The sequence below is a fragment of the Rhodococcus sp. S3 genome (genome assembly GCF_058211795.1).
The window spans coordinates 920,123-945,390 of the sequence record NZ_CM177074.1 but is presented as its reverse complement, the minus strand read 5'-3'; the positions used below and the strand labels follow the sequence as shown (position 1 = coordinate 945,390).

Annotated in this window: 25 protein-coding genes and 1 pseudogene; 9 read left to right on the top strand and 17 right to left on the bottom strand. The window is 69.0% G+C overall.

The window, feature by feature from the left end:
* Positions 1-29 precede the first annotated feature (29 nt).
* On the top strand, positions 30-542 hold the full coding sequence (locus AC0LPE_RS04480; protein ID WP_186455328.1) for a hypothetical protein: 513 nt from the start codon (positions 30-32) through the stop codon (positions 540-542).
* On the opposite strand, the gene AC0LPE_RS04475 is transcribed toward AC0LPE_RS04480, so the two are convergent.
* Positions 525-2,324: an acyl-CoA dehydrogenase gene (locus tag AC0LPE_RS04475; protein WP_490605670.1), complete on the bottom strand. Its 1,800-nt coding sequence runs from the start codon at positions 2,322-2,324 to the stop codon at positions 525-527. The genes AC0LPE_RS04480 and AC0LPE_RS04475 overlap by 18 nt on opposite strands.
* 139 nt (positions 2,325-2,463) lie before the next feature.
* Here AC0LPE_RS04475 and AC0LPE_RS04470 point away from each other — a divergent pair, with 139 nt between their 5' ends.
* Positions 2,464-3,096: a TetR/AcrR family transcriptional regulator gene (locus tag AC0LPE_RS04470; protein WP_390889807.1), complete on the top strand. Its 633-nt coding sequence runs from the start codon at positions 2,464-2,466 to the stop codon at positions 3,094-3,096.
* 86 nt (positions 3,097-3,182) lie between these two features.
* Here AC0LPE_RS04470 and AC0LPE_RS04465 read toward each other — a convergent pair whose 3' ends face one another.
* The 4 genes and pseudogenes from AC0LPE_RS04465 to bla all read right to left on the bottom strand — a co-directional run bounded on the left by AC0LPE_RS04465 (position 3,183) and on the right by bla (position 6,502).
* The gene (locus AC0LPE_RS04465) at positions 3,183-3,548 is read right to left on the bottom strand and encodes an FKBP-type peptidyl-prolyl cis-trans isomerase (RefSeq protein ID WP_039958015.1); all 366 of its coding nucleotides are present in this window, start codon (positions 3,546-3,548) and stop codon (positions 3,183-3,185) included.
* A gap of 6 nt (positions 3,549-3,554) precedes the next feature.
* Positions 3,555-3,905 (bottom strand): annotated as a pseudogene (locus AC0LPE_RS04460) (FKBP-type peptidyl-prolyl cis-trans isomerase); the annotation flags it as partial.
* 49 nt (positions 3,906-3,954) lie between these two features.
* The gene (locus AC0LPE_RS04455; protein WP_490605669.1) at positions 3,955-5,253 is read right to left on the bottom strand and encodes a citrate synthase; all 1,299 of its coding nucleotides are present in this window, start codon (positions 5,251-5,253) and stop codon (positions 3,955-3,957) included.
* A 271-nt stretch (positions 5,254-5,524) separates the two neighbouring features.
* Positions 5,525-6,502, bottom strand: a complete 978-nt coding sequence (gene bla, locus AC0LPE_RS04450) for a class A beta-lactamase (protein WP_237451064.1) — start codon at positions 6,500-6,502, stop codon at positions 5,525-5,527.
* A gap of 167 nt (positions 6,503-6,669) precedes the next feature.
* On the opposite strand from bla, the gene AC0LPE_RS04445 reads away from it, so the two are divergent.
* On the top strand, positions 6,670-7,545 hold the full coding sequence (locus tag AC0LPE_RS04445) for a LysR family transcriptional regulator (RefSeq protein WP_106200561.1): 876 nt from the start codon (positions 6,670-6,672) through the stop codon (positions 7,543-7,545).
* Complete coding sequence (locus AC0LPE_RS04440) at positions 7,542-8,489, top strand: serine hydrolase (protein WP_016694478.1); 948 nt, start codon at positions 7,542-7,544, stop codon at positions 8,487-8,489. Before AC0LPE_RS04445 ends, AC0LPE_RS04440 begins: the two co-directional genes overlap by 4 nt.
* Here the strand turns inward: AC0LPE_RS04440 and AC0LPE_RS04435 are convergent.
* Entirely contained in the window at positions 8,472-9,740 is a 1,269-nt protein-coding gene (locus tag AC0LPE_RS04435) for an MFS transporter (protein ID WP_088897806.1), read from the bottom strand. The genes AC0LPE_RS04440 and AC0LPE_RS04435 overlap by 18 nt on opposite strands.
* Positions 9,737-10,423: a pyridoxamine 5'-phosphate oxidase gene (pdxH, locus tag AC0LPE_RS04430; protein ID WP_490606308.1), complete on the bottom strand. Its 687-nt coding sequence runs from the start codon at positions 10,421-10,423 to the stop codon at positions 9,737-9,739. Before pdxH ends, AC0LPE_RS04435 begins: the two co-directional genes overlap by 4 nt.
* Before the next feature lie 184 nt (positions 10,424-10,607).
* Between pdxH and AC0LPE_RS04425 the strand changes: the two genes are divergently transcribed.
* The 4 genes from AC0LPE_RS04425 to AC0LPE_RS04410 all read left to right on the top strand — a co-directional run bounded on the left by AC0LPE_RS04425 (position 10,608) and on the right by AC0LPE_RS04410 (position 14,767).
* Complete coding sequence (locus AC0LPE_RS04425; RefSeq protein ID WP_059381794.1) at positions 10,608-11,735, top strand: citrate synthase 2; 1,128 nt, start codon at positions 10,608-10,610, stop codon at positions 11,733-11,735.
* A gap of 104 nt (positions 11,736-11,839) precedes the next feature.
* Positions 11,840-12,961 (top strand): phosphoserine transaminase, encoded by a 1,122-nt coding sequence (gene serC / locus AC0LPE_RS04420; RefSeq protein WP_060651998.1) that lies wholly within the window; start codon positions 11,840-11,842, stop codon positions 12,959-12,961.
* 220 nt (positions 12,962-13,181) lie between these two features.
* The gene (gene sepH / locus AC0LPE_RS04415) at positions 13,182-14,051 is read left to right on the top strand and encodes a septation protein SepH (protein WP_186455329.1); all 870 of its coding nucleotides are present in this window, start codon (positions 13,182-13,184) and stop codon (positions 14,049-14,051) included.
* A gap of 14 nt (positions 14,052-14,065) precedes the next feature.
* Positions 14,066-14,767: a DUF6928 family protein gene (locus AC0LPE_RS04410; protein ID WP_229567281.1), complete on the top strand. Its 702-nt coding sequence runs from the start codon at positions 14,066-14,068 to the stop codon at positions 14,765-14,767.
* 33 nt (positions 14,768-14,800) lie between these two features.
* On the opposite strand, the gene AC0LPE_RS04405 is transcribed toward AC0LPE_RS04410, so the two are convergent.
* The 8 genes from AC0LPE_RS04405 to AC0LPE_RS04370 form a co-directional block, all read right to left on the bottom strand.
* Complete coding sequence (locus tag AC0LPE_RS04405; RefSeq protein ID WP_490605668.1) at positions 14,801-16,384, bottom strand: alpha/beta hydrolase; 1,584 nt, start codon at positions 16,382-16,384, stop codon at positions 14,801-14,803.
* Positions 16,385-16,511: 127 nt separating this feature from the next.
* The gene (locus AC0LPE_RS04400) at positions 16,512-16,937 is read right to left on the bottom strand and encodes a DUF7144 family membrane protein (RefSeq protein WP_059381851.1); all 426 of its coding nucleotides are present in this window, start codon (positions 16,935-16,937) and stop codon (positions 16,512-16,514) included.
* A 208-nt stretch (positions 16,938-17,145) separates the two neighbouring features.
* Positions 17,146-17,562, bottom strand: a complete 417-nt coding sequence (locus AC0LPE_RS04395) for an SHOCT domain-containing protein (protein ID WP_059381798.1) — start codon at positions 17,560-17,562, stop codon at positions 17,146-17,148.
* 307 nt (positions 17,563-17,869) lie between these two features.
* A complete protein-coding gene (locus AC0LPE_RS04390) occupies positions 17,870-18,295 on the bottom strand; it encodes a DUF7144 family membrane protein (protein ID WP_059381799.1) in 426 nt (141 codons plus the stop codon).
* Between the two features lie 94 nt (positions 18,296-18,389).
* The gene (locus tag AC0LPE_RS04385) at positions 18,390-18,662 is read right to left on the bottom strand and encodes a DUF2537 domain-containing protein (protein ID WP_059381800.1); all 273 of its coding nucleotides are present in this window, start codon (positions 18,660-18,662) and stop codon (positions 18,390-18,392) included.
* Positions 18,659-19,465, bottom strand: a complete 807-nt coding sequence (locus tag AC0LPE_RS04380) for a TrmH family RNA methyltransferase (protein WP_490605667.1) — start codon at positions 19,463-19,465, stop codon at positions 18,659-18,661. Before AC0LPE_RS04380 ends, AC0LPE_RS04385 begins: the two co-directional genes overlap by 4 nt.
* 139 nt (positions 19,466-19,604) lie before the next feature.
* On the bottom strand, positions 19,605-20,036 hold the full coding sequence (locus tag AC0LPE_RS04375) for an Rv0880 family HTH-type transcriptional regulator (RefSeq protein ID WP_085469263.1): 432 nt from the start codon (positions 20,034-20,036) through the stop codon (positions 19,605-19,607).
* Positions 20,037-20,080: 44 nt separating this feature from the next.
* Positions 20,081-21,550 (bottom strand): NCS2 family permease, encoded by a 1,470-nt coding sequence (locus AC0LPE_RS04370; protein WP_016691320.1) that lies wholly within the window; start codon positions 21,548-21,550, stop codon positions 20,081-20,083.
* Between the two features lie 80 nt (positions 21,551-21,630).
* On the opposite strand from AC0LPE_RS04370, the gene AC0LPE_RS04365 reads away from it, so the two are divergent.
* A complete protein-coding gene (locus AC0LPE_RS04365) occupies positions 21,631-21,882 on the top strand; it encodes a DUF2530 domain-containing protein (RefSeq protein ID WP_016691319.1) in 252 nt (83 codons plus the stop codon).
* A gap of 39 nt (positions 21,883-21,921) precedes the next feature.
* Here AC0LPE_RS04365 and AC0LPE_RS04360 read toward each other — a convergent pair whose 3' ends face one another.
* Both AC0LPE_RS04360 and AC0LPE_RS04355 read right to left on the bottom strand, forming a co-directional pair.
* Positions 21,922-22,461: a phosphatase PAP2 family protein gene (locus AC0LPE_RS04360; protein WP_088897811.1), complete on the bottom strand. Its 540-nt coding sequence runs from the start codon at positions 22,459-22,461 to the stop codon at positions 21,922-21,924.
* Complete coding sequence (locus AC0LPE_RS04355; RefSeq protein WP_490605666.1) at positions 22,458-25,268, bottom strand: sacsin N-terminal ATP-binding-like domain-containing protein; 2,811 nt, start codon at positions 25,266-25,268, stop codon at positions 22,458-22,460. The genes AC0LPE_RS04360 and AC0LPE_RS04355 overlap by 4 nt, the downstream gene beginning before the upstream one ends.

Here is a 25,268-nt window from a genome sequence, read left to right as displayed (position 1 = left end):
CTCTGCCCGCGGGGCCTAACGTGACGAGCATGCGCGTCGTCTTCACGAAGGGTCCCGGCATCGGGTACGAGATCGCGGTGCACCGCGACACCGGTCCGGAGCTTGCTCCGCGCAACGGCCCGGGCGGTCACCCCTATCTCCCCCACGACCTCGTACATCTGCTGGTCGAGAAGGAGGCGGGGATCGAACTCGGCGTCTTCGGGCAGCTGGCCGCGGGCGACAACGGCCTGTTCTGGCCCGCCGACAACGCGGAACGCACCCGCGCGGGCCGACGCCGCAAGGCGAAGAAGCATGCGATGCCGCCGCGCGCGGAGGCCGACATGATCAGGTCGGAGGAATTGGCGCGCATCGCCGTTCCCGTCTGGGAGGTGCGACGCGGTCTGGCGCAGAGCCTTCCGGCATATGTGTCCGCACACGATGTCACCCCGGTGGTCGACCGGATCGTCGACACCTTCGACGACCACGCCGACCGGTGGCATGCGCTACCGGTCGGCGGGTCGTTGACGGTCACCTGGAATGTGTCGCTACAGAACCGACGGTGACACGTCGAGGGTCGTGCGGTCGAGGCTTGCGAGCAGATCGAACTGCGGTCCGGTCCTGGGCAATTCGAAACGGAAGAAATAGCGTGCGGCGGCGCGCTTCCCGTCGAAGAAGTCGCCCTCGCGGTCGCCCACGGCGAGGAGCTGTTCGAGCCACATCCACGCCACCACGACGTGCCCGACGGCTTCGAGGTAGACCGACGAGTTGGCGAGGGCCACAGCGGGATCGCCGGTGGACCACAGTGTCGCGGTGGTCTCCGCGACGCGAGCGACGGCCGCACCCAGCTGCTGGGCGTAGGCGGCGGCGTCGCCCCCGGCCTGAGTCGCCCGCGCGATCGTCTCGCCCACCGCTTCGCCGAGCAGCGCGAGAGCGGCACCGCCCTGCATGATCACCTTGCGGCCGAGCAGGTCGAGACCCTGGATACCGTGCGTGCCTTCGTGAATGGGATTGAGGCGGTTGTCGCGGTAGAACTGCTCGACGTCGAACTCGCGGGTGTAGCCGTAGCCGCCGAGCACCTGGATGGCGAGGCTGTTGGCCTCGAGGCACCACTGCGACGGCCAGGACTTCGCGATGGGGGTGAGCAGGTCCAGCAGCAGACCGGCGCGGGTCCGTTCGTCGTCGCTCTCGGCGGTGCGCTGCACGTCGACGAGCTTCGAGCAGTACAGTCCCAGCGCGAGCGCGCCTTCGACATAGGACTTCTGCGCCAACAGCATTCGGCGCACATCGGCGTGTTCGACGAGCGGCACCTGCGGCGAGGCCGGATCCTTCGCGCCGAGCGGCCGGCCCTGCGCGCGGGTACGGGCGTAGTCGAGCGACTGCAGGTACCCGGCGTAGCCGAGGGAGGTGGCGAGGAAGCCGACGCCGATCCGGGCCTCGTTCATCATGTGGAACATGTACGACAGGCCCTGGTGCGGCTCACCGAGCAGGTAGCCGACCGCCCCGGCCTCGCCGCCGGGGGTGTGGACGCCCTCGCCGAAGTTGAGCAGGGTGTTGGTGGTGCCGCGGTTGCCCATCTTGTGGTTGAGGCCGACGAGGGCGACGTCGTTGCGTTCGCCGAGCGTGCCGTCGGCCTCGACGAGGAACTTCGGGACGATGAACAGCGAGATGCCCTTCACCCCGTCCGGCCCGCCGGGGATCTTGGCGAGGACGAGGTGGACGATGTTCTCGGTGAGTTCGTGGTCGCCGCCGGAGATCCACATCTTGGTGCCGGTCAGCCGGTAGGTGCCGTCCGCGGCGGGCACGGCCCTCGTGGTGATGTCGGCGAGCGACGAACCGGCCTGCGGTTCGGACAGGCACATGGTGCCGAAGAAGCGGCCCTCGAGCATCGGCGGCACGAACGTCTCGATCTGCTCGTCGCTGCCGTGGGTGACCAGCAGGCTCGCGTTGGCGGCGGTGAGGAAGGGATAGGCCGAGGTGCCGGCGTTCGCGGCCTGGAACCATGCCATCGATGCGCGCTGCACGGTGACCGGCAGTTGCATGCCGCCGTGCTCCTCGTCGAACCCGCCGGCGAGGAGTCCCGCCTTGCAGAACAGGTCGAGCGCGTCCTTGACCTCGGGGATGATCTCGACGCGACCGTCCTCGCCGATGCGGGGTTCCTGGGCGTCGCCCTTCTTGTTGTGGGTCGCGAAGTGCTTCGTGGCGATGTCGGCGCTCAGGTCGAGCACGGCGTCGAAGGTCTCCCGGGAGTGCTCGGCGAACCGACTCCGCGCGGTGAGGGACTCGATGTCGAGCCAGTCGTACAGGAGGAAGTCCAGGTCGCGGCGGGACAGTACGGGAGAGGGCATCGAGGATCCTTTCGGGCGACTCGGATATCGGCCGCAGCAGGAACGAACTCAGCAGGAACGAACTAAGCGCTCACTCAGTAGACCAACGACGGTGCATGATGTCAACGACGCCTTCTCCGCGACCCGCAGGACGGACCCCGTGACCGACACACCCGAGCAGACCCCCGACGCCTCTCTCGCCGCAGCGCTCCCAGGCGGTGGATCCGAGGTCGCACGTCGGCTGGTCGCGTCCGCGGTGGAGTCCTTCGCACGCCGCGGCTACCACGCGACCACCACCCGCGACATCTCCGTCGGCGCAGGATTGAGTCCCGCGGCGCTCTACGTGCACTTCCCGTCCAAGGAGGCCGTGCTCTTCGAGGCCGGCCGCAACGGGCACCTCCACGTCCTCGAGGAGGTCGAGAGCGCCGCTTCGAGTTCCACCGACCCGATCGAGCGGATCCGCGCCATCGTCGATCGCTTCGTGCGGATCCACGCCGTGCACCACACCACCTGCCGGGTGGCGCAGTACGAACTGCATGCGCTCTCGGAGGAGCACTACCGCGAGATCGCGGAGATCCGCAGACGCACCGACGCCGTGGTCCGGGAGGTCATCTCCTCGGGCGTCGACAGCGGCGCGTTCCGGGTCGGCGACGTACCCACCGCAGCCCTGGCGATCCTGTCGCTGGGGATCGACGTCGCCCGCTGGTACCGGCCCGGCCGTGTGGGCGTCGACGATCTGGCCCGCAACTACGTCGACCTCGCGTTGTCGATGCTCGGGGCGTCCCGCAACTGAGCCGGCCGGGCACCGAACGACGACGAGGCCCGCAACCCCGGCGGTCTCACCGGTGTTGCGGGCCTCGAATGTCGTTGCGGGTCGGGTTATCCGACGCCGAGCAGATCGATCACGAAGACCAGCGTCTTGCCTCCGAGCGGATGCCCGGAACCGGCCGGTCCGTACGCGAGCTGCGGGGGCACCGTGAGCTTGCGACGTCCACCGACGCGCATGCCCGGAATGCCTTCCTGCCAGCCCGGGATCAGGCGTCCGAGCGGGAAGCGGACGGAGTCGCCACGAGCGAACGACGAGTCGAACACGTCGTTGGTGTCGTACTCGACCCCGTGGTAGTGCACGTCGACCACGCCGCCGGGCTGCGCTTCGTCGCCGTCACCGATGGTGATGTCCTCGATGACGAGATCGGCGGGCGCCGGGCCGGTTGCCGGCTCGACCGTCGGAACCTCCGGCGGCACCTGCACGGCGAGCAGGTCGATGATGAACACCAGCGTCTTGCCCGACAGGCGGTGGCCCGATCCGGCGGGACCGTAGGCGAGCTCCGGCGGGATGGTCAGCTGGCGACGGCCGCCGACCTTCATGCCCGGGATGCCCTCCTGCCAACCGGCGATCAGACCGGACAGCGGGAAGGTGATGGACTCACCACGGCTCCACGACGAGTCGAACTCTTCACCGGTATCGAACTCGACCCCGACGTAGTGGACTTCGACCTTCGATCCGGGCTCCGCTTCGGCACCTTCGCCGACCACCAGGTCCTTGATGACCAACTGGGTGGGGGCGGGGCCCTCCTGGAACTCGATTTCGGGCTTTGTCATGCGTGTCTCCTCGTCGGGATTCGGTCGATCTTTCCGGTCGCTACGAGGTTCAGCGCTCCTCGAGGGACGTGTACGGGCGCTCGGTGTAACCGGTGTAGATCTGACGCGGACGGCCGATCTTCAGGGTCGGGTCCGAGTGCATCTCACGCCAGTGCGCGATCCAGCCGGGCAGGCGACCCAGGGCGAACAGCACGGTGAACATGCGGTCCGGGAAGCCCATCGCACGGTAGATCAGGCCCGTGTAGAAGTCGACGTTCGGGTACAGCTTGCGCTCGATGAAGTAGTCGTCCGTGAGGGCGGCCTCTTCGAGCTTCATGGCGATCTCGAGCAGTTCGTCGCCCGCACCGAGCTTCTTGAGGATGCGGTCGGCGGTCTTCTTGACGATCGCGGCCCGCGGGTCGTAGTTGCGGTAGACGCGGTGCCCGAAGCCCATGAGCTTCACGCCGTCTTCCTTGTTCTTGACCTTGCGGACGAAGTCCTTGACGTCGCCGTCGGACTTCTGGATGCCGTCGAGCATCTCGAGCACGGCCTGGTTGGCGCCGCCGTGCAGCGGGCCCCACAGTGCGTTGATGCCGCCCGAGATGGACGTGAAGAGGTTGGCGTCGGAGGAACCGACGAGGCGCACCGTCGACGTCGAGCAGTTCTGCTCGTGATCGGCGTGCAGGATGAGCAGCATGTCGAGCGCCTGAGCGATCTCGGGATCGATCTCGTAGGGCTCGGCCGGGAAGCCGAAGGTCATGCGCAGGAAATTCTCGACCAGCGACAGCGAGTTGTCGGGGTAGAGGAAGGGCTGGCCGACCGACTTCTTGTAGGCGTAGGCCGCGATGGTCGGCAGCTTGGCGAGCAGACGGATCGTCGACAGCTCGACCTGCTCGGAGTCGTCCGGATCGAGGGAGTCGGGGTAGTACGCCGACAGGGCGTTGACCGCGCTCGACACGACGGGCATCGGGTGCGCGTTGCGCGGGAAGCCGTCGAAGAACCGCTTGAGATCCTCGTGCAGGAGGGTGTGGCGGCGGATCTTGTCGGTGAAGACCTCGAGCTGCTCCGCGGTCGGCAGCTCACCGTAGATCAGCAGGTAGCTGACCTCGATGAACGTCGACTTCTCGGCGAGCTGCTCGATCGGGTATCCGCGGTACCGCAGAATGCCCTTCTCGCCGTCGATGTACGTGATCGCCGACTTCGTGGAGGCGGTGTTGACGAAACCCGGGTCGAGGGTGGTGTACCCGGTCGCCGCGAGGAGCTTGCCCAGCTCGATACCGTCATTGCCTTCCGTCGCCTTGGCGATCGGCATCGTGTGTTCGCCACCGGGGTAGCTGAGGGTGGGGTTGGTGTCATTCTCAGCGGGCACGAAGGATCCCTCTCAAGCTCAGACCTACGAGAAACTTCCGGACATTCACGTAGAACCTAGCCGTAGCGCGGGGTATGCGCTGCGGCAGGGTCCGCCGAAAGTCCCCGATCGGTATGTCGTCCATGTGGGTTCCGAACGCTCGCCCGCACCCTCCGCGACTGCGCCGCAAGGCCGGCACACGCCGACAACCTGCGGCAATACTACCCGGGTCTCACCAAGGTCGTTACGCGGGGATCTGCGCGTATCCGGCGCCCCACGCCGGCCACTGTACTCACGGCACGGCGAAGAGCGCATCGACCAGCGCGGCGGTGGTCTCCGCGACGGGCCCGCCCTCGAGGGGAGCGTCGGGGTCACCGGTGGTCGAGTCCGACAGGATCACCAGCAACAGCGGCTGCCCGTCCGGCGACCACACCACCCCGGCGTCGTTCACCGTCCCGTGATTGCCCCCGCCCGTCTTGTCCGCCGACGTCCATCCCGACGGCAATCCCCCGCGGATCCGGGTGTCCGAAGTGGTGGTCGCCCGCATCCAGCCGAGCAGTGTCCGCTGTTGCGGAGCGGGCAGCCCCGAACCGAGCAGCACCTCGCCGAAGCCACGGGACAGTCCGGCAGCGGTGGTGGTGTCACGCTGGTCGCCCCGTGCCGCCTCGTTGAGTTCGGGTTCCCAGCGGTCGAGCCGGGTGGTCCCGTCCCCGACGGAACGGGCGAAGGCGGTGACAGCCTCGGGCCCACCGATCCGTTGCAGCATCAGGTTTCCGGCGGTGTTGTCACTGCGGGTGAGCGCGGCCTCGCACAGCCGGTCGAGCGGCAGCACGCGCCCCTGATGTTCCGAGGTCACCGGCGAATTGACGACGATGTCGTCCGGGTCGATCGGAAGGGTCTCGTCGAGCCGGAGGGTTCCCTCGGCCTCGAGGCGCAGGATCGCGGCGGCGGCGTAGACCTTGAACGGAGAACAGATCGCGAACCGCTCGTCGGCCCGGTGGGTGTGGACGCGCCCGGTCACCGGCGACTGCGCGACCACACCGAGCCTCACGGCATAGCGGTCCTCGATCTCCTTCAGGCGCTCGTCGACACCGGCGGCGAGCAGCCGGGTATCGGTGGCCGACTCGGCCGTCGTCGACGGGATCGTGTCGACCGGACCGTCCTGCGACCCACAGGCCGCCGCGGCGGTGACGGACGACAGGGCGAGAGCGGAGTGGAGAAAACCCCTGCGCGACAATCCGTTCCGGACAATGGATTCGGTGGGTGTCATGCCGACAGGACACCACCGACGGGAATCGGCCCGCCAATACCCACCTGCCGTCCGCACGAGTCGGAAAAACTATCGCCGCTGTTGGCGGCCGGGACGACGAGCGGGATCCGGCCGCGCGACACAGCGGGTCGACGAATCGTCCGCCGGTGCTGATTGAATCCCCTGCCATGGACCTGATCCGCCATCTCCGGTTCTTCGTCACCGTCGCGGAGGAAGGACACTTCGGGCGGGCCGCGGCGGCGCTCGACATGACGCAACCTCCTCTGTCACAAGGACTTCGGAAACTCGAGCAGCATCTCGGTTCCGAACTCGTGCATCGCACCAGGCAGGGAGCGGTCCTCACTCCTGCCGGAGCCGAACTGCTCCCCCGCGCTCGTCTCCTCGTCGACGACGCCGACCGTTTCCTCGCCGAGGCCGGACGCGTCGCTCGCGCCCGGGGTCTCCTGCACTGGGGCGCCACCCGCGCACTGCCCGACCGCCTGGTCACCCTGTGCGTCACCGCATTGAGCAGACGCGGTGAAGCGACCGTCTCGACACGATCCGCGAGCACCGTCGAACTCGTCGACGCCGTGCGCTCGGGCATGTGCGATCTCGCCGTCGTCGAACATCCGGCCCTGACCGAAGGACTCGACGCCGGCCCGGTGGTCAAACTCCGGCGATGGCTCGTCGTGCCGGCCGACCACCGCAGCGCCCGTTCCGACCGGCCCCGTCTGCCGATGCTCTCCGACCTGACGTTCGCCGCGGCGCCGCGGACGGGGAACCCGGCGGCCTTCGACGCGGTGCAGGATCTGTTGCGCGAACGCGGACTCGATGTCGACACCACCCCGGCGGTGGACGACCGTGCGGTACTCGCCGCCGTGGCCGCCGGTACCCACTTCGGGGTGTCGACCTCACCGCCCGGCTCGGTGCCCGGCGTGGCCTGGCTGGACTGGGCTCCGTCCGCGCTGGCGCTGCGGGTGCGCATCGTGCGACGCGCCGACGCCGACGTCGGTGCGCACGTCGACGCCCTCGACCGCGTCCTGTTCAAGGAACGGGTCCGATGACCGGCGGGGATCGGCGAGACACGGCGGTCGACCGGATCCGGGCGGTCTTCGCGGATGCGGGGTGCACGGGATGGCTGCACGCCCGCCGATGTTCGGATCCGCGTGCGGCGATGCTGTCGGTGCGCGGGGACGAACGCGTGGTGCTCGCGTCGGTGTACAAGCTTCCGCTGTTCCTCGCGTTCTGTGCAGAGGTGGACGCCGGCCGGCTCGACGCATCCGGGCAGCTGCGGATCGTGCCGTCGGACTGCACCCCCGGACCGACGGGGATCGCGAGCTTCCGGGATCCGGTGACGATGAGCCGACGCGACGTGGCCGCGTCGATGATGACGGTGTCCGACAACGCGGCAGCCGACGTGCTGCTCGGCGAGATCGGCACGACCGCCGTCGAGGAACTCCTCGCGCGCCTCGGACTCACACGGACCCGGATCATCGGTGGCACGGCGGACGTCTATCAACGCCTCGTCGAAGAGACGGACACCCGCACCACCGTCGAGGCGTTCCGGGCGCTCACCGACATCGACGCGGCCTGGACCGTCTCGGCGTACGACCCGGCCTATACGAGCGCGACCACCCCGCAGGAGATGACCCGACTGCTCGAAGCCGTGTGGTCGGGCTCGGTGCTCTCGCCCGAGAGCACCGACTTCGCGCAGCAGGTGATGCGCGCGCAGGTCTGGCCGCATCGCATCGCGTCGGGCTTCCCGCATCGCGGGGTCGCGATCGCGGGCAAGACCGGCACGATCGGCATCATCCGCAACGAGGTGGCGGTCGTCGAGTTCCCCGGCGAGTATCCGATCGCCGTCGCGGTGTTCACCCGCGCCGCCCGCGCGGATCCCGTACTGCCCGTCGTCGACGCGGCGATCGGTGAGGCCGCGCGCATCGCCGTCACGGAGTTGCGGGCTCCCCTGCCGGACGACCCCGCAGGCCCGTCACCCGAGTGTGCGTGAGACCCGGTAGCGCACGAAGGCCGGGAAGGCGACGACGCACACGAGCGTGCCGACGATCACGAGGACGCCTCCCCCGGCAGCCGCGACGGCCGTGCCCGCAGCCGCTGCAGCGGCACCGTGGAGCACGTCGCCGATACGCGGCCCGCCCGCGACGACGACGATGAACACGCCCTGCAACCGGCCGCGCATCTCGTCGGTGGCGACGGTCTGCAGCATCGTCGAGCGGAAGGCCGCGGACACCATGTCGACCGCCCCGCCGAACGCCAGGAAGAACAGGGCGACCCACAGCAGCAGACCGCTGCCCTCGGGTTCGGCCCACCACACCGCGGCGCCGAAACCGACCATCGCCACGCCCCACAGGACGATGCACACGATCACGGCGAGACCCTGGCGCTGCACCCGCGGCAGCCATCCGGAGAAGACACCGCCGACCACCGCGCCGACCGACATCGCCGCGAACAGCAGACCGAGGGCGAAGCCGCCCTGGGCCGGATCGCCGAACGACTCGTGGGCGATCTGCGGGAACAGGGCGCGCGGCATCCCGAACACCATGGCGACGATGTCGACGACGAACGACGCCAGCAGGATCTTCTGGCCCGACAGATATCGGAAACCGTCGAAGACCGCGCGCAGTCCGGCCTTGGTGACCTCACCGAGCGGCGGGATCGCCGGGAGCCGGACCACCGCCCACAGCGTGGCGAGCAGGAAGATCGCATCGAGCAGATAGAGAGTGGACAGTCCCACGACGGGAATGAGAGCGCCGGCGAACAACGGACCGGCGATCGCCCCGAACTGCACGACCGTCATGTTCAGCGAGGTGGCCGCCGCGATCTGCCCGACCGGCAACAGCCGCGGGATCACCGCCGCACGGGTGGGCTGGTTGACGGCGAAGAACGCCTGCTGCACCGAGAAGAGACAGAGCAGCACCCACACGTTGTTCAATCCGATCGCGGCCTGCGCCCACAACAACAGCGACGTGAGACCGAGACCGGTGGAGGTGACGATCAGCAGTTTCCGGCGGTCCATCGCATCGGCCAGGGCTCCACCCCACAGGCCGAACACCACGAGCGGCACGAGCCCGAACACGCCGGTCAGCCCCACATAGGCGGAGTTGCGGGTGATCTCGTAGATCTGCTGGGGTACGGCGACGACCGCCATCTGCGCACCGATGACGGTGACGATCCCGGCCCACCACAGCCGGGCGTAGTCCTTGTTGCGCAGCGGTGTGGTGTCGGCGAGCAGACGCCTCACGGTTGCAGACGCTCGGTGATCCAGCGACCGTCCACCAGCCGGGTCCGGATCCGGTTGTGCAACCGGTTGGGCCGGCCCTGCCAGAACTCGACCGACTCGGGCACGATGCGGAATCCGCCCCAGAACGGCGGTACCGGGATGTCGTCGTCGACCTCGTAGCGCTCGGCGGCCTCGACGAGGGCGTGCTCGAGATCGGCGCGCTCCGCCACCGGACGCGACTGCTGCGACGCCCACGCGCCCAGGCGGGATCCGCGCGGCCGAGTCCGCCAGTACGCCAGGGTCTCCTCGTCGGGCACGCGCACGACCGGCCCGCGGACGGTCACCTGCCGGTAGACCGGCAGCCACAGGAAGGTCGCCGACGCGTAGGGGTGCCCGGCCAGATGACGGCCCTTGTCGGACTCGAAGTTGGTGAAGAAGGTCAGGCCGTCGGCGTCGATCTTCTTGCACAGCACGGTGCGGGTCGCGGGGTGGCCGTGCTCGTCGACGGTCGCGAGCACCATCGCATTCGGCTCGGGCACCGTGGTGGCGACCGCATTCGCAAACCACGTGCGCACCAGCGGAAGCCAGCCCTCGGCGACATCGCCGGGGGTGAGATCGCAGTCGGCCGGGGACTCGTCGGTCGGCCCGGCCGGGCTGTAGTCGACACGCATACGCGCGAGGTCGTCACCCTCGGGGCGCGGCAACGGGAAATCGGACGGCACGAACGACGACGGTACTCCCGGCATCCGGGCGTCGACGCTCGGACCACGGGAGCTACAGTTTTGACGACGACCCGAGTGGGGCGCCGATCACACCCGACGGTGACCTCATTCCACCGGCAGCGCGGCTCGGACCGGGCCGTGCTCGAACGAGGAGAGCCCAACCGTCATGGCAGCGAGCGCGTCAGTTCCCGAGGATTTCGTCGCAGGACTCGAAGGCGTGGTCGCCTTCACGAGCGACATCGCCGAGCCCGACAAGGACGGTGGCGCACTGCGCTATCGCGGGGTCGACATCGAAGAGCTCGTCGAGAAGGGCGTCACCTTCGGCGACGTGTGGGCCCTGCTCGTCGACGGCGAGTTCGGTCGCGGCCTGCACCCGGCCGAGCCGTTCCCCCTCCCGATCCACACCGGCGACGTGCGCGTCGACGTCCAAGCCGGTCTCGCGATGCTCGCACCCATCTGGGGCTTCCGTCCGCTGCTCGACATCGACGACGCGACCGCCCGCGACAATCTCGCCCGCGCCGCGGTGATGGCCCTGTCCTATGTCGCCCAGTCCGCCCGCGGCATCTACCAGCCCGCCGTGCCGCAGCAGCGCATCGACGAGGCGAGCACCGTCACCGAGCGCTTCATGGTCCGCTGGAAGGGCGACCCGGATCCCAAGCACGTCGAGGCGATCGACGCCTACTGGGTGTCGGCGGCCGAGCACGGCATGAACGCCTCGACGTTCACCGCCCGGGTCATCGCCTCGACCGGCGCGGACGCGGCCGCCTCGCTCTCCGGCGCGGTCGGCGCGATGTCCGGCCCGCTGCACGGCGGTGCCCCGGCCCGCGTGCTGCCGATGATCGAGGAGACCGAACGCACCGGCGATCCGCGCGGGCTGGTCAAGGGCATCCTCGACCGCAAGGAGAAGCTCATGGGCTTCGGTCACCGCGTCTACCGCGCCGAGGACCCCCGCGCCCGGGTGCTGCGCAGCACCGCCCAGCGGCTCGACGCTCCCCGTTTCGAGGCGGCGGCCGCGCTCGAACAGGCCGCCCTGGCCGAGCTGCGCGAGCGTCGTCCCGACCGGGCGATCGAGACCAACGTCGAGTTCTGGGCCGCGGTGATCCTCGATTTCGCGGAAGTCCCCGCGGCGATGATGCCCGCGATGTTCACCTGCGGACGGACCGCAGGCTGGTGCGCCCACATCCTCGAACAGAAGCGCCTGGGCAAGCTCGTGCGTCCCGCAGCGATCTACACCGGCCCCGATCCGCGCCCTGCCTCCGAGGTCACGGGCTGGGATTCGATCACGCATCGCTGATGCCTCTTCCCCTGCCGGGCCGACCAGCGCCCGGCGGGGGCTCCGAGGGGGCGGTCTAGACTACCTGTGCACCATGTCCCTCGACTCTTAGGACACGCATTCCGATGGCAGACGCGTCACCGATCATTCCCGCCGACCTCAAGCCCGCAGACGGCCGCTTCGGCTGCGGCCCGTCCAAGGTTCGTCCCGAGCAGCTGCAGTCGCTGGTCGACGTCGGCGCTTCGGTGTTCGGCACCAGCCACCGGCAGAAGCCGGTCAAGGACGTCGTCGCCCGTGTCCGCTCGGGTCTGCGCGACCTGTTCTCCCTGCCCGAGGGCTACGAGGTCGTCCTCGGCAACGGTGGCACCACCGCCTTCTGGGACGCCGCGGCCTTCGGTCTGATCCGGGAGCGTTCGCAGCACTTCACCTACGGCGAGTTCTCGTCGAAGTTCGCGACGGTCGCGAAGAAGAACCCGTTCATCGGCGACCCGATCGTCGTGGGTTCGGAGCCGGGCTCGGCTCCGGAGATCGTCGCCGACGCGTCGGCCGACCTCATCGGCTGGGCGCACAACGAGACCTCGACGGGTGTCGCGGTTCCCGTCCAGCGTCCTGCCGGTTCCGACAACGCTCTGATCGCGATCGACGCGACCTCGGGCGCCGGCGGCCTGCCGGTGAACATCTCCGACGTCGACGTGTACTACTTCGCCCCGCAGAAGAGCTTCGCCGCCGACGGTGGCCTGTGGATCGCGCTGATGAGCCCGGCCGCGCTCGAGCGTGTCGCCGAGATCAAGGAGTCGGGTCGCTTCACCCCCGAGTTCCTGTCGCTGCCGATCGCCGTCGACAACAGCAGCAAGGACCAGACCTACAACACCCCGGCGCTGGCCACCCTGCTGATGTTCGCCAATCAGATCGAGTGGCTCAATGGCAACGGCGGTCTCGACTGGGCCGTCGCGCGCACGAAGGATTCGTCCTCGCGCCTGTACGAGTGGGCCGAGGCCTCCGAGTACGCGACGCCGTTCGTCGCCGATCCGTCGCTGCGTTCGCAGGTCGTCGGCACCGTCGACTTCGCCGACTCCGTCGATGCGGCGCAGGTCGCGAAGATCCTGCGGGCCAACGGCATCGTCGACACCGAGCCGTACCGCAAGCTCGGCCGCAACCAGCTGCGTATCGGCATGTTCCCGGCCATCGATCCCGAGGACGTCACGCAGCTGACCAAGAGCATCGACTGGGTCGTCTCCCAGCTCTGAGCACGCCGCACAGCGGGGCCGGGTCCGATGTCGGATCCGGCCCCGCTGTCGTCATAGTCTCGACCTCGCATCGAGACATTTCGGCGAACCCTGGACGATAACGCGCCGCGTCGGATTTCTTGCGATGTCGCTCGGCGTGGCGCGGCGTGTCCGGCCACGAAAAATATCCAGGTCGGTTACAGTCGGGCGGGTCAATCGCGATCGGCGCGAGGAGGTCAAGGTGCGAGAGCTTCGAGTGGTCGGTCTCGAGCCCGATGCTAAGCATGTGGTGCTCGCCGATCCCACGACGGGGGACAAGTTCCGCATTCCCGTCGACGACACCCTGCGCGCGGCCGCTCGCGGCGATCTGGCCCGTCTCGGCCAGATCCAGATCGAGACGACCAGCCAGCTCCGTCCTCGCGAGATCCAGGCCCGTATCCGCGGCGGCGCCTCGGTCGAACAGGTGGCCGACGAGGCCGGCATCCCGGTCGCCAAGGTCGAACGGTTCGCCTATCCCGTCCTGCTCGAGCGGTCCCGGGCGGCCGACATGGCCAAGAAGGGCCATCCCGTCCGCCCCGACGGTCCCGCCGTCGAGACCCTCCACGAGATCGTCACGCAGGCCTTCCGCGCTCGCGGGCACAGCCTCGACGAGGCCGAGTGGGACGCCTGGCGCGACGACGAGGGCTTCTGGGTCGCACAGCTGCGGTGGCACGCGGGTCGTTCCACGAACCGCGCCCACTGGCGGTACCAGCCCGACGCTCACGGCGGCACGATCACCGCGCTCGACGACATCGCCGCCGATCTCGTCGATCCCGACTGCGGTCGCCCCCTGCGCTACCTGACCCCGGTCTACTCCGCGCGCGACGTCGACGATTCCACCGAGGCGGAGAACGCCGAGCGGCACGCCCCGATCGCGCTGGAGGCCCCCGCCGCCGACGAACCGGCCCCCGAGCCGGTCGCCGACGAGGAGACCGCCGTCGCCGTCACGGTGCCCGACGACACCGACGCATCGCGCACGTCGCAGGCTCCCGCGAAGGACAAGCGCGGCAAGCCGGCACTCCCCTCGTGGGACGACGTGCTGCTCGGTGTGCGCAGTAACGGACGCGTCTGAGGAAGTCGTCGACGATGTCGGCGACGGTGTCGACGCTCTGGTACGTCGACGCACCCGATCCCGCAGCGGTCCTGCGCGAGTTCTCCCCGGATCGCGATGCGGCCCAGGCACTTCTGTCGCGCCTGTTCCCGGATCTCCAGGTCGATCCCGGCGGCCGGGTTCCGCTGGCCGAGGCCGGGGATGCCTGCGAGGACGACGGCGTCGAACAATTCCGGATCGGCAGTTATCCCGGTGTGACGGTGGTGTCGAGCCCCCGGTTCGCGCTGCGCCACCCCTCGGAGCTACCCGCGATGTGGTTGCGCACGCCCGCCGCCGAACGCACGTGCCTGCTGGCCTCCGATCCGGCCGGCGCGTGGGGATCGTTCGCCGTGTGGGAGTGCGGCACGCTGCGCCGCAGCTTCGGGGCGAACACCGTCGAGTTCTTCGAGGATCAGGGACTCCCGTTCGTGTGGGAGCGCCCGTTCTGGGCGGGTGAGCATCCGCTCCGCTGGCCGCCGAACGTGCCCCCTCCCCCGGAGTCCCTGCCCTTCCACCCACGCAAGCTCGTCGAGGAGGCCCACGGGGCGTGGCTCGGATTCCGCTACGTCGGCCGTCGCGACGACGAGCTCGACCCGCGGAACATCGAGACGTGGAGTTTCACGCTGCGCACCCCCGTCCCACAGATCTCCGTCCCCGCACCGAAGACCTCCTGGTGGCGGCGACTCGCCGCGCACTGACGTGCCGTCGAGCGACGCTCCCGGTCGGACTCGTCACTCCTCTGCTCCGACAATGGATTTCAGTTCTTCGATGTCGTCGGGCGTGATCTCCGGGGACTGCAGGACGACGGCCCAGGCGTCGACGTACTCGGTGCTGTACTTGTGGCCGTGCCCGGCAGGGACGCCCGTGGAGAAGGGCAGATCGGCCGTGACCTGCCAGAAGGTCACGAACGGGATCCACACCATGTCCTCGAGCACGTCATGGCCGGGGGCTTCGCCGATCCAGTCCGGCTCGCTCGTGATCAGGCGCGGACTCCACCAGACGATCGGATCCGACGGGTGCATCAGATACAGCACCCGGCTGCCCTCCCACGGCTCGTCCGCCGGCGGGATCTCCGCCTGCGGGTCGTTCGTGAACCGCACCGTGCGGCCGTCCCGGAAGACCGGTTCGATCTCGGGGCTGCCGGCCTCCCTGCGATCGCTGAACTCCCGGAAGAGGACGTTGAAATTCGGAGGTCCGGCGAAGACCGTACCCGACGTGCGATTGCGCAGGTCGTACTCGCCGCTGAAGGCGGTCTCCCCGCCGAACGAACCGAGGCTCTCCCCAGCCACGAGCAGTCGGGGGCGGGCGTCCTGGGGAAGCTTCGACCAGACGTCGTAGACCGCGTCGAACAGGTCGCGTCCGGCCTCCCGCGCCTTCGACTGATCGACGAGATACGAGATCCACGAGGGCAGATAGGAGTACTGGATCGCGACCGTCGCGACGTCGCCACCGGTGAGGTACTCGACGGAGTCCACCAGGGCCGGGTCCACCCAGCCGCTCCCCGTCGTCGTCACCACCACCAGGTTGCTCCGCTCGAATCCTCCTGCCCGGGTGAGGTCCTCGACCGCGAGGGACGCGCGATCCTCGGTGTCGTCCGCCGATGCCAGGCCGGCGTAGATCCGGATCGGTTCCAGAGCAGGACCTTCCGCGAACTCGCCGAGTTGCTCGGTGGTCGGGCCCTGCCCGACGAAGATCCGACCCTGCCACCCGAGAGAATCCCACGGAACGACCGAATCCGGTCCACCGGAGCGGAGTGCAGTCGTCGGTTGCTGCACACCTTCCTCGGTTCTCGTGTCCCGCGCCGAGAACGCCGCGTTGGCGGCGTCGATGAAGCCGGCGAGGAGCACTCCGGAGACGATCGCGTACACGAGTCCCGCGACGAGAACCCACCCCACGACGTTCGCGGCCCGCTGCCCGATCCACCGGTCGAGTGTCCGTGCCGCCCAGTAGTACAGAGCGCGGATACCGTGTCCGATCGCCAGCAGCACAGCGAACATCACGACCGCGACGAGCGGGGAGAGGACCGCAAGCGCCAGGTTGTACTCGGAAACCCCCATCAGAGTACGGATCTCGTGCTGCCAGTACTGACCGAGACCGAAGAAGACCGCGAAGAGGACCACCGCGCAGACACCGAAGGTCCACCACGACGTCGCCTTCGGAGGTCGAGGAGGACGGTCGGCGAACGCACGCCACACGAACGCGACGAGCACACCGAGACCGTATCCGATCGCAGCGGTGATCCCGCAGATCATCCCCTGCAGGAGACCGCCGCGCGGGAGCAGCGACGGCGTGAAGGACAGGCACGCGAAAAGCACTGCACCCCAACACCCGGGAAGTGTGAGGTGCAGCGCTTTCCGTCGTGTCCGCGATCGGGGGTCATCGGCCGCGACGTTCGCGACCGGATCGCCCCGGACGCTGCGGCCGTCTTCCTGCACGGTCGCGTCAGTAGTAGTCGGGGCGCGGGTTCCAGGTCGAGATCGCCCAGATCACGACCGCGTCCAGCGCGATGATCAGGATCGACCACCACGGGTAGTACGGCAACCACAGGAAGTTCGCGATGATCGACAACGCCGCGAGGACGATCGCCGTGACACGGGCCCAGGTGGCACCGCTCATCAACGCGAGACCGGCGACCAGCATCACGACACCGAGGACGATGTGGATCCATCCCCACGTGGTGAAGTCGAACTTGAACGTGTATTCCACGCCCCGGACGAACACTTCGTCCTCGGCCACCGCAGCGATGCCCTGGAAGAGCTGGACGACGCCGACCGTTGCCAGGATGATCGCGGCCCCGATCGAGGTGCCTGCGGCGATGCCCTGTTTCACACTCATCCCGTCTCTGTCGGGACGTACGTCATGCGACATGACGATCCTCTCGTGTACGAAGGAGACATCGATCGTGCACCGACCCTCGCGAGGAGCGGTCACGATCCGATTCGGAGGAACAAGGGTGCTGCGGGTTACGCTGTCACCCTTACATTTTCAACCGCCGGCTGCCCCGACGCGACACGACGATCGCACGAGCCGACCATGGGAGGGCACCGTTCTTCGATGCCCTCCCCGCACCGATGGTTCACGCGATGGGCACGCCGTCGCGTCCGGTCGTGACGTTGCCGAGCGCCTGCGCCTTGAGGTGTTCGTACTCCGTGGGTGTGATCGCACCCGAATCGAGCAGGGCCTTGGCGTCGGCGATCTGCTGGGCCGGGGATTTCCCGACCGCCACGGTCCGGATGTACTCGTCGGTGGCCTGCTTCGCCTCCGCTTGGGCCTGCTGCGCCCGCAGTGCCATCCCGCGGCCCCGAGCGATCAGATAGACCAGTGCCGTGAGGTACGGGAGGATCACCAGTCCGATGACCCACACCGCTTTGACCCAGCCGGACACGGAGTGATCACGGAAGAGGTCGACGATGATTTGGAACAGGACGATCAGGTATGCCACGAATGCGAATACGACGACTGTGTACCACACGTAGTCCCAGAATGAATCCATAGCCGAACCTCCTCGGCCGGACCGGGGGACGGAACGATGCCCGCGAAACCGCCCGGAAATTGAAGATCTCGAATCCTGTTTCCCCTGCGGCGTGCCGCTGCCGGCACCACCACCAGTCACGGCTCATCCGCTCGTCGACACCGGATCGAATCGTGGCATCTGTCCGACTCCGGCGTCGGCGGGTGTCTCTACAAGCCATGACGACCTCCGTCCCTCCCGTCCGGAAGGAACGCATAAACCATACGCCCATCACGAGTGAAGGACACCTGTTTTCGCTGATCGTGCGCCCGGCGCACGACCGGGTCGTTCAGGAGTAGATCGCTCGGGGGTTCCACGCCGAGATCGCCCAGATCACCATCACGTCGAGCGCGATGATCAGGATCGCCCAGCCCGGATAGTTCGGTAGCCACAGGAAATTCGCCACGATCGACAGTGCGGCGATGACGATCGCCACCACGCGCGCCCAGGTCGCACCGGCGATCAATGCGATTCCCACCACCGCCATCGCGACCCCGATGACGATGTGGATCCATCCCCACGTCGTGAGGTCGAACGCGAACGTGTATTCCGGCCCGGCGACGAGCAACTCGTCGCCGGCGACCGCAGCGATCCCCTGGAGGATCTGCAGCGCGCCGATCAAGGTCAGGATGATGGCGGCTCCCACCGACATCCCGGCTGCCAGACCCTGACCGATCGTCATGTGCTCTTGTTCGGCATGCGCACCGTGGGACATGATGCTCCTTTCGGCCCACCCGACATTTCCGAGTGTGCGCTTCGGAGACGTTCTGCGGAATGCCTGCCGCGGGAGGAATGCTCCGCAGGGACGGTCAGGACACGATCAGCGCGAGCCAGCCGAACGGCACACCGGCCACGAAACCGGCGGCAAGCCAGCGCAGTACCTGCACCCGGAGCCACGACCACACCGTCGGCGCAACTCCCGCGACCGTCACGACATTGACGACGACGGCGAGGGCCGGATGGATCCGTCCGAGCGCCTGCCCGCAGGCGACGACGGTGATGACGGTGGCGACGAAGGAGAATGCCGTCAGTGTGAGCCCCGTCGCCCAGGGGGTGGGCGCGGGGCCGCGAGCCTGGCTCATCGCGGGAGCCGCACCCGCTCGTAGAACGCCATCGCAGCAGCGGTGGCCACGTTCAGCGAATCGGTGCCGGGAGCCATGGGAATGCGGGCGCGCACGTCGGTCGCCCGCATCGCATGGTCGGTCAGGCCCGGGCCCTCGGCACCGAGGAGCAGCGCGACCTTCTCCCCCGTCATCGCTTCGGCGAGCGGGATCGCCTGCGGGTCCGGGGTGAGCGAGATCAGCTGGAAGCCACTGCTGCGCAACAGATCCAGGTCGGACGGCCACCGGTCGACGTGCGCGAAGGGGACACGGAGGACGTGCCCCATCGACACACGCACCGCACGCCGGTACAGAGGGTCGGCGCATCCCTTCCCGAAGAGCACACCGTCGACACCGAGCCCGGCGGCGTTGCGGAACATCGAGCCGATGTTCTCGTGGTCGTTGACCCCTTCGAGCACTGCGACCGTGCTCGCCTTGTCGAGGACGTCGTCGAGCGACAGCGGTTCGGGCCGGTGCGCGACGGCGAGCACCCCGCGGTTGAGGTGGAAGCCGACGACCTCCGCCATGGTCGCCGCATCGGTGCGGTAGAACGGCACGTCGACGTCGCGCAGGTCGTCGGCGAGTTCGTCCAGCCGCCGACCCACTCCGAGCAGGCTCGTCGGCGCGAACCGGGAGTCGAGCATGCGTTGGACCACCAGCACACCCTCCGCGATCACCAACCCCTTGCCGCCGGGAAGGTCGGGCCGACGGTCCGCGGAGTTGAGATCGCGGAAGTCGTCCACCCGGGGGTCGGAAGGATCGTCGATGTCGATGACGTGAACCACCGGGTCATTCTCCCAGCGCCCCCACGTCCTCCCGCACCGGGTCGGTCGTCATCGACCGCAGTGCGGTCGGGCGTCACCACCGCGGTGCGGTCGGTCGTCACCACCGCGGTGCGGTCGGTCGTGATCGACCGCGGGGCGGTCAGTCGTCTTCAGCGACGAGCGCCGTGAGGATTCCGACGGCGTCGCGCAGCGTGGCGAGCGAGTCGGGATCGAGCTTCTCGAGCCGTTCGGTCAGCCACGCTTCGCGTGCCTGCGCCTCGTCGGCGAGCAGCTCGCTCCCGGCGTCGGACAGCGTCACGATGATCTGTCGTCCGTCGGTCGGGTGCGGTGTCCGTTCGACGAGACCGAGTTCGTGCAGAGACGCGATGACCCTGGTCATCGAGGGTGGTTGGACGCGTTCGCGCGCTGCCAGTGCCCCCGGGGTCATCGCACCCTCCTGCGCGAGGGTGGCCATCGCCGAGATCTGGGTCAGGGAAACTCGGGAATCGCTGCGTCTCCCCCGCAAATGACGCGTCAGACGCACTACGGCGAGTGAGAGGTCACCGGCGAGTGCGCGTGTATCCGAGATCATGGCGTGCAGAATACGTCACATCGCCCGAAACACGCGTCGGCCGTCTAGGTGAGCAGTTCCGTGAGGGGATCGACCGAGAAGTACAGGGCGAACAGCACTGCGACGATCCACATCAGCGGGTGGATGGTGCGGATCTTGCCGCTGGCGGCGTGCAGGATCACCCAGGTGATGAAGCCGACGCCGATGCCGTTGGCGATCGAGTAGGTGAACGGCATGACCATGATGGTCAGGAAGGCCGGCAGGGCGATCTCGAACTTGGTGAAGTCGATGTCGCGGACCTGACCGATCATCAGGGCGCCGACGACCACGAGTGCCGGGGAGGCCGCCTCGATGGGGACCACCTCGTACAGCGGGGTCAGGAACATCGCGAGCAGGAACAGCACGCCGGTGACCACGTTGGCCAGGCCGGTGCGGGCTCCTTCCGCGATACCCGAGGCCGATTCGACGAACACCGTGTTCGACGAGGCGGAGGCGCCGCCACCGACGATGGCGCCGGTGCCCTCGACGACGAGGGCCTTGCCGATACCGGGCAGGGTGCCGTTCTTGTCGGCCAGGCCGGCTTCCTTGCCGAGGCCGGTCATGGTGCCCATGGCGTCGAAGAAGTTCGCAAGGACGAGGGTGAACACGAGCAGGGTCGCGGCGATCACGCCGATGCGGGTGAACGCGCCGAACAGGTCGACGTTGCCGACGAGGCTCAGGTTCGGGATGCCGAAGAAGGAGTCGGGGGCCTCGGGGGTGCTGAGGTTCCAGCCCTTGGGGTTGGTGCCCAGCGAGGGGCCGACGTCGGCGATGGCCTCGATGATCATCGACAGGATCGTGGTGGCGACGATGCCGATCAGCAGTCCGCCGCGCACCTTGCGGGCGACGAGCACACCCATCAGCAGCACGCCGATGACGAAGACGAAGGTCGGCCACGACGCGATCGATCCGTCGATGCCCAGGCCGACGGGCACGGTGGTGCCGGCGGCGTCGGGGATGCGGCGGACGAAGCCGGCGTCGACGAGGCCGATCATGGCGATGAAGGCGCCGATACCGGCGGCGATGGCGGCCTTGAGTTCTGCCGGGATCGCGTTGAAGACCGCGGTGCGGAAACCGGTCAGGGCCAGCACGACGATGATGATGCCGTCGATGACGACCAGGCCCATCGCTTCGGGCCAGGTGACCTGCGGCGCGATGGTCACCGCGAGCAGGCTGTTGATGCCGAGGCCGGCGGCGATGGCGAACGGATAGTTGGCGACCACACCGAAGACGATGCTCATGAAGCCGGCGACCAGCGCGGTGACGGCGGCGACCTGGTTGATGGGCAGGATGTTGCCCATCACGTCGACCTTCGCGCTCGCGTCGTCGGCGGAGAAGCTACCGAGGATCAGCGGGTTGAGGACCACGATGTACGACATCGCGAAGAACGTGACGATGCCGCCACGCACCTCCCGGGACACGGTGGAACCGCGTTCCGTGATCTTGAAATAGGTGTCCAGAAAGGACGTTCGCTTGGAGTCGGTGCCTACGGCCATGTCCACAAATCCGCTCGTCGAGTACGGGGCGTCGCAACGGGAACCGATTATTGCAGCGCGAAGGAACTAATCTGCAAACCGTGGAACCCGCCCAGCTCGTCGCAGCCCGCATCCGACGCCTCGCCGACCCTCGCCCCGCGCTCGCCGTGGGAACCGGTCTGTGGGTGGTGGCGACCGTCGTCGTGGCGGTGGTGGGCGGCGAGCTCCGGGACGATGTGCTCCCGGTCTGCGTGGCGGGAATCGTGGTGGGGCTGCTGGGAACTGCGCTCTTCCTGCTGCAGCGCCGGGCCGCCCGGCGCGGCGACCGGGGTGCCCAGGTGGGGCTGGACTGACCCTCGCCCACAGCCGTCCGCGACACGCCCGCAGCGGTGTCAGCGACGGATCCGCACCCGAGTGATCAACCACACCCACAGCAGTGCCCATGTGATCCCGAAGATCCAGCCCGCGACGACATCGGTGAACCAGTGCGCCGCGAGGTAGACGCGGGAGAGCCCGATCACGACGGTGTAGGCGGCGAGCGCGATCGTCGCGGCGGTCCGGCGGCGATCGCCCCGCGGCCATGTGCGCACGACGACCGCGATGAGCACCGTGGCCAGAACGGCGCTGGTCATCGCATGTCCGGACGGGAACGATTCGGTGTGCAGGGCCAGCAGCCGTTCGGGTTCCGGTGGCCGGACGCGGCCGAACAGATTCTTGAGCAGGACCATCACCGGCCAGCCCGTGAGGACCGCTCCGGCGACGAGGACGGCGTCGGACAGACGATCGGCCCGCACCAGCAGCAGCGTCGTCACCGCGGCGATCAGGGTCGTGGCGACTCCCCCGCCCGTGTGGGTGAGTGCGGTCACGGCGGTGGTCAGCCCCGGCTCACGGATCGACACCATCCAGTCGAGCACCGCGGCATCGAGCGTCACGGTTCGGTTCTCACGTCCGGAGCCGCGAACGCGGTGAGTGCCGCCGCCAGACCGGCCGGTGTGCTGTGGACGGTGCCGGCCGCGTCGACCCACCACGGGACCTCGACCTCACCGGTCAGCGCTCCGGAGCAGCGGACGACGAGTCGGTCGTGCAGCGCGAGCACCCCGCGCGGAAGCGGCACACCCGCGACGATCCCGGCCAGGACCGCGGCCGGTTCGCGCTCCCACGTCGAACTCCGGCCCTGCTCGACAGGTTCGGCGTCGATCACCGCGGATGCCACGGCGATGTCGAGCACGTCCGCGAGCGCGTGGGCGGTTCCCCGGCCCCCGGTGACGAGCCGGTCGTGCGGGATCGCGGCCGCGAACCACGGACGGTCGGGCACGAGAGCGTCGGCTGCATCGACGACGACACCCACCAGGCTGCGCACCCCGTCGGGCAGGGTCACCGACTCCGGGTCGAGACCACCCGACGAGAAGGCCGCTGCGAGCGCGTCGTGGGCGGCGACGATCGCGGCCGGTCCCGGCGACCTGCTGTCGTCCGCGAGCCGGTCGAGCAGTGTTTGTGCCAGATCGGTGTCGTCGATCCGCGTACCGGCGAGGGCGCTGCGGAAGGCCGATGCGTCGGGGTGGGTGCAGGGGTCGAGCAGACCCTCGAAGAGGGTGTCGTCGGCGAATCGGTAGTGCCCCAGAGGCCGGCCGTCGAGCGACGCGCGGGTACGCAGGTACCACGCCGTGTATCCGGCGGGGTCGGTGATCGCCTCGGCCGTCGCAGGTTCGGCGGCCAGCAGGGTCAATGCCCGCGACCAGCGGCGATCGTCGACGAGATCGAGGTCGCGCACGGCGACGAGCACCTCGGGATCGTCGTCGAGCCGCTCCCACCACAGGTGCTCGTCGGGCAGGTCGTGGTCGGGTCCGGTCGGCAGTTCCGCGCGCAGGACCGTGAAACCCCAGCCCACACCGATCGCGCGCAGGGCGTCGGCGCCGTACCGGTCGGGGACGGACGGGTCGACGGTGCCGAAGGGCGCGTCCGCGACCAGCACGTCTGCGAGCGGTGCACCGGGAAGCAGCAGTTCGTCGGCGGGGACGAGGTCGCCGTGGGCGTCGGGCAACAGCAGCGCCCCGAGTTCGCGGGGCACGGCCGTGGGCGACACGAGCGGCACCAGCCGCAGCACGACGTCGGCGAGCTCACCGGCCGGGGAGTCGCCGTCCGGGTCGATGTCGTCGGGATCGGTGTCCTCGACGGCCGCGACGAGCGCCGGGTCGGCGAGCAGGTCCTCGACCGTCACGGTGCCGGCTCCGAGCCGGGCGAGCAGCGGATGCGCGGCGTCGGGATGGACGAGACGCACCCACGGCATCGACACCGGGCCGAGATCCTGCAGTTGCGTCGCGAGCACGGCCGTGCGCGGGCCGGTCACGGTCCGGCCGTCCGACAGCGGAACGGGAAGGGACGCGAGTTCCTCGGCTGCGACCGCGTCGACAACGAGCGGAGTGAGCGCCTCGTACAGGCGGTTCCACCACTTCGGATCGCGTTCGTGCCCGGAGAGCAGTTCGGCCAGTCGCGCGAGACCGAGCCGATGCACGCCGACGGCGGTCAGCGCGGAGGCATGTCGCGGCCCGCACAACTCGGGGATCACGAGTCCCGGGACGACCTCGCCGAGGACGTCGGCGAGCTCGTCGGTGAGACCGGGGAGTGCGACGGCCCGGTCGGGCACCAGATCGGCGCTGCCGTCGGCGGCGGGAAGCCACGCGCCGGCAGCCAGCTCGTCGAGGATCGCCTCGCGGATCCGTCCGTCGACCTCGCTGCGCGCGAAACCCGGCAGGGGCACCAGGTCGAGTCGCTGCTCGGCGGGCAGAGCCGCGACGAACCGCGCGTATCCGCGGGCGACGTTCTCGACATGGGCGCCGGGAAGCACACGCCGCCGGTCGGGTTGCATGGCGACGTCGGCGACGACGATCGCAGGGAGCGACAGCTCCTCGTCGGAGCGGGTGGGGGCCCGCAGGACGTCGTTGCGGACCGGGTCGATCCGCCCGTCGACGACGGGCACCAGCCATCGCGCCGACGCTCCGGTGAACTCCCACCAGGTGCGATCGCCGATCCGCACCTCCCATAGGCCGCTGTCGAGTTCGCGCCGGTGACGGGTGAATTCGTCGTCTGCGACGACGAGGGTGTGCAGGCCCGGGAGTTCGAGCAGGATGTCGTGGGCCTCGGAACGGAAGGCGTCGAGCAACGCGACCGCGTCGACTCCCGGGCGTAGGACGAGCACGACTTCGGTGTCGCTGCCGGTCGCCGGCGGTGTCTCCGTCGGCCACACGAGGCGCAGCGCCGGGACACCGGATTCCGGCTCGGGCAGGTTCCGCTCGGCGAGCACCGCGCGGGTGCGGTCGGCCGAGAAGTGGAGCGAACCGGTGCGCGAACGCACCTCGATGTCGTCGGAGACCGACAGCACCGCCGTGAAGCCGACACCGAACCGCCCCACGGTGGATCCCGCGCCGGTCTTGTTCGACGAGCGCAGCGCGGTCAGCGCGTGGACACCGCCCTCGTCGAGCGGCTCACCGATGTTCGCGACGTGGAGACGGCCTTCGGCGAACCACACCCGCAACTCACCCGGCACACCGGCACGTGCCGCGGCGTCGGCGGCGTTCTGGGCGAGCTCGGTCAGGACGCGGTCGCGGTACCCCGCACGGACGTGATCGGCCTCGGTGGCCGCGTCCTCGCGCAGACGGGTGGGCGACGACGACCAGGCCGCGATGATCCCTTCGCGTAACGCCGCGGTCCCGAACGGATCCGCGGGGTCCGGCCGGGTCAC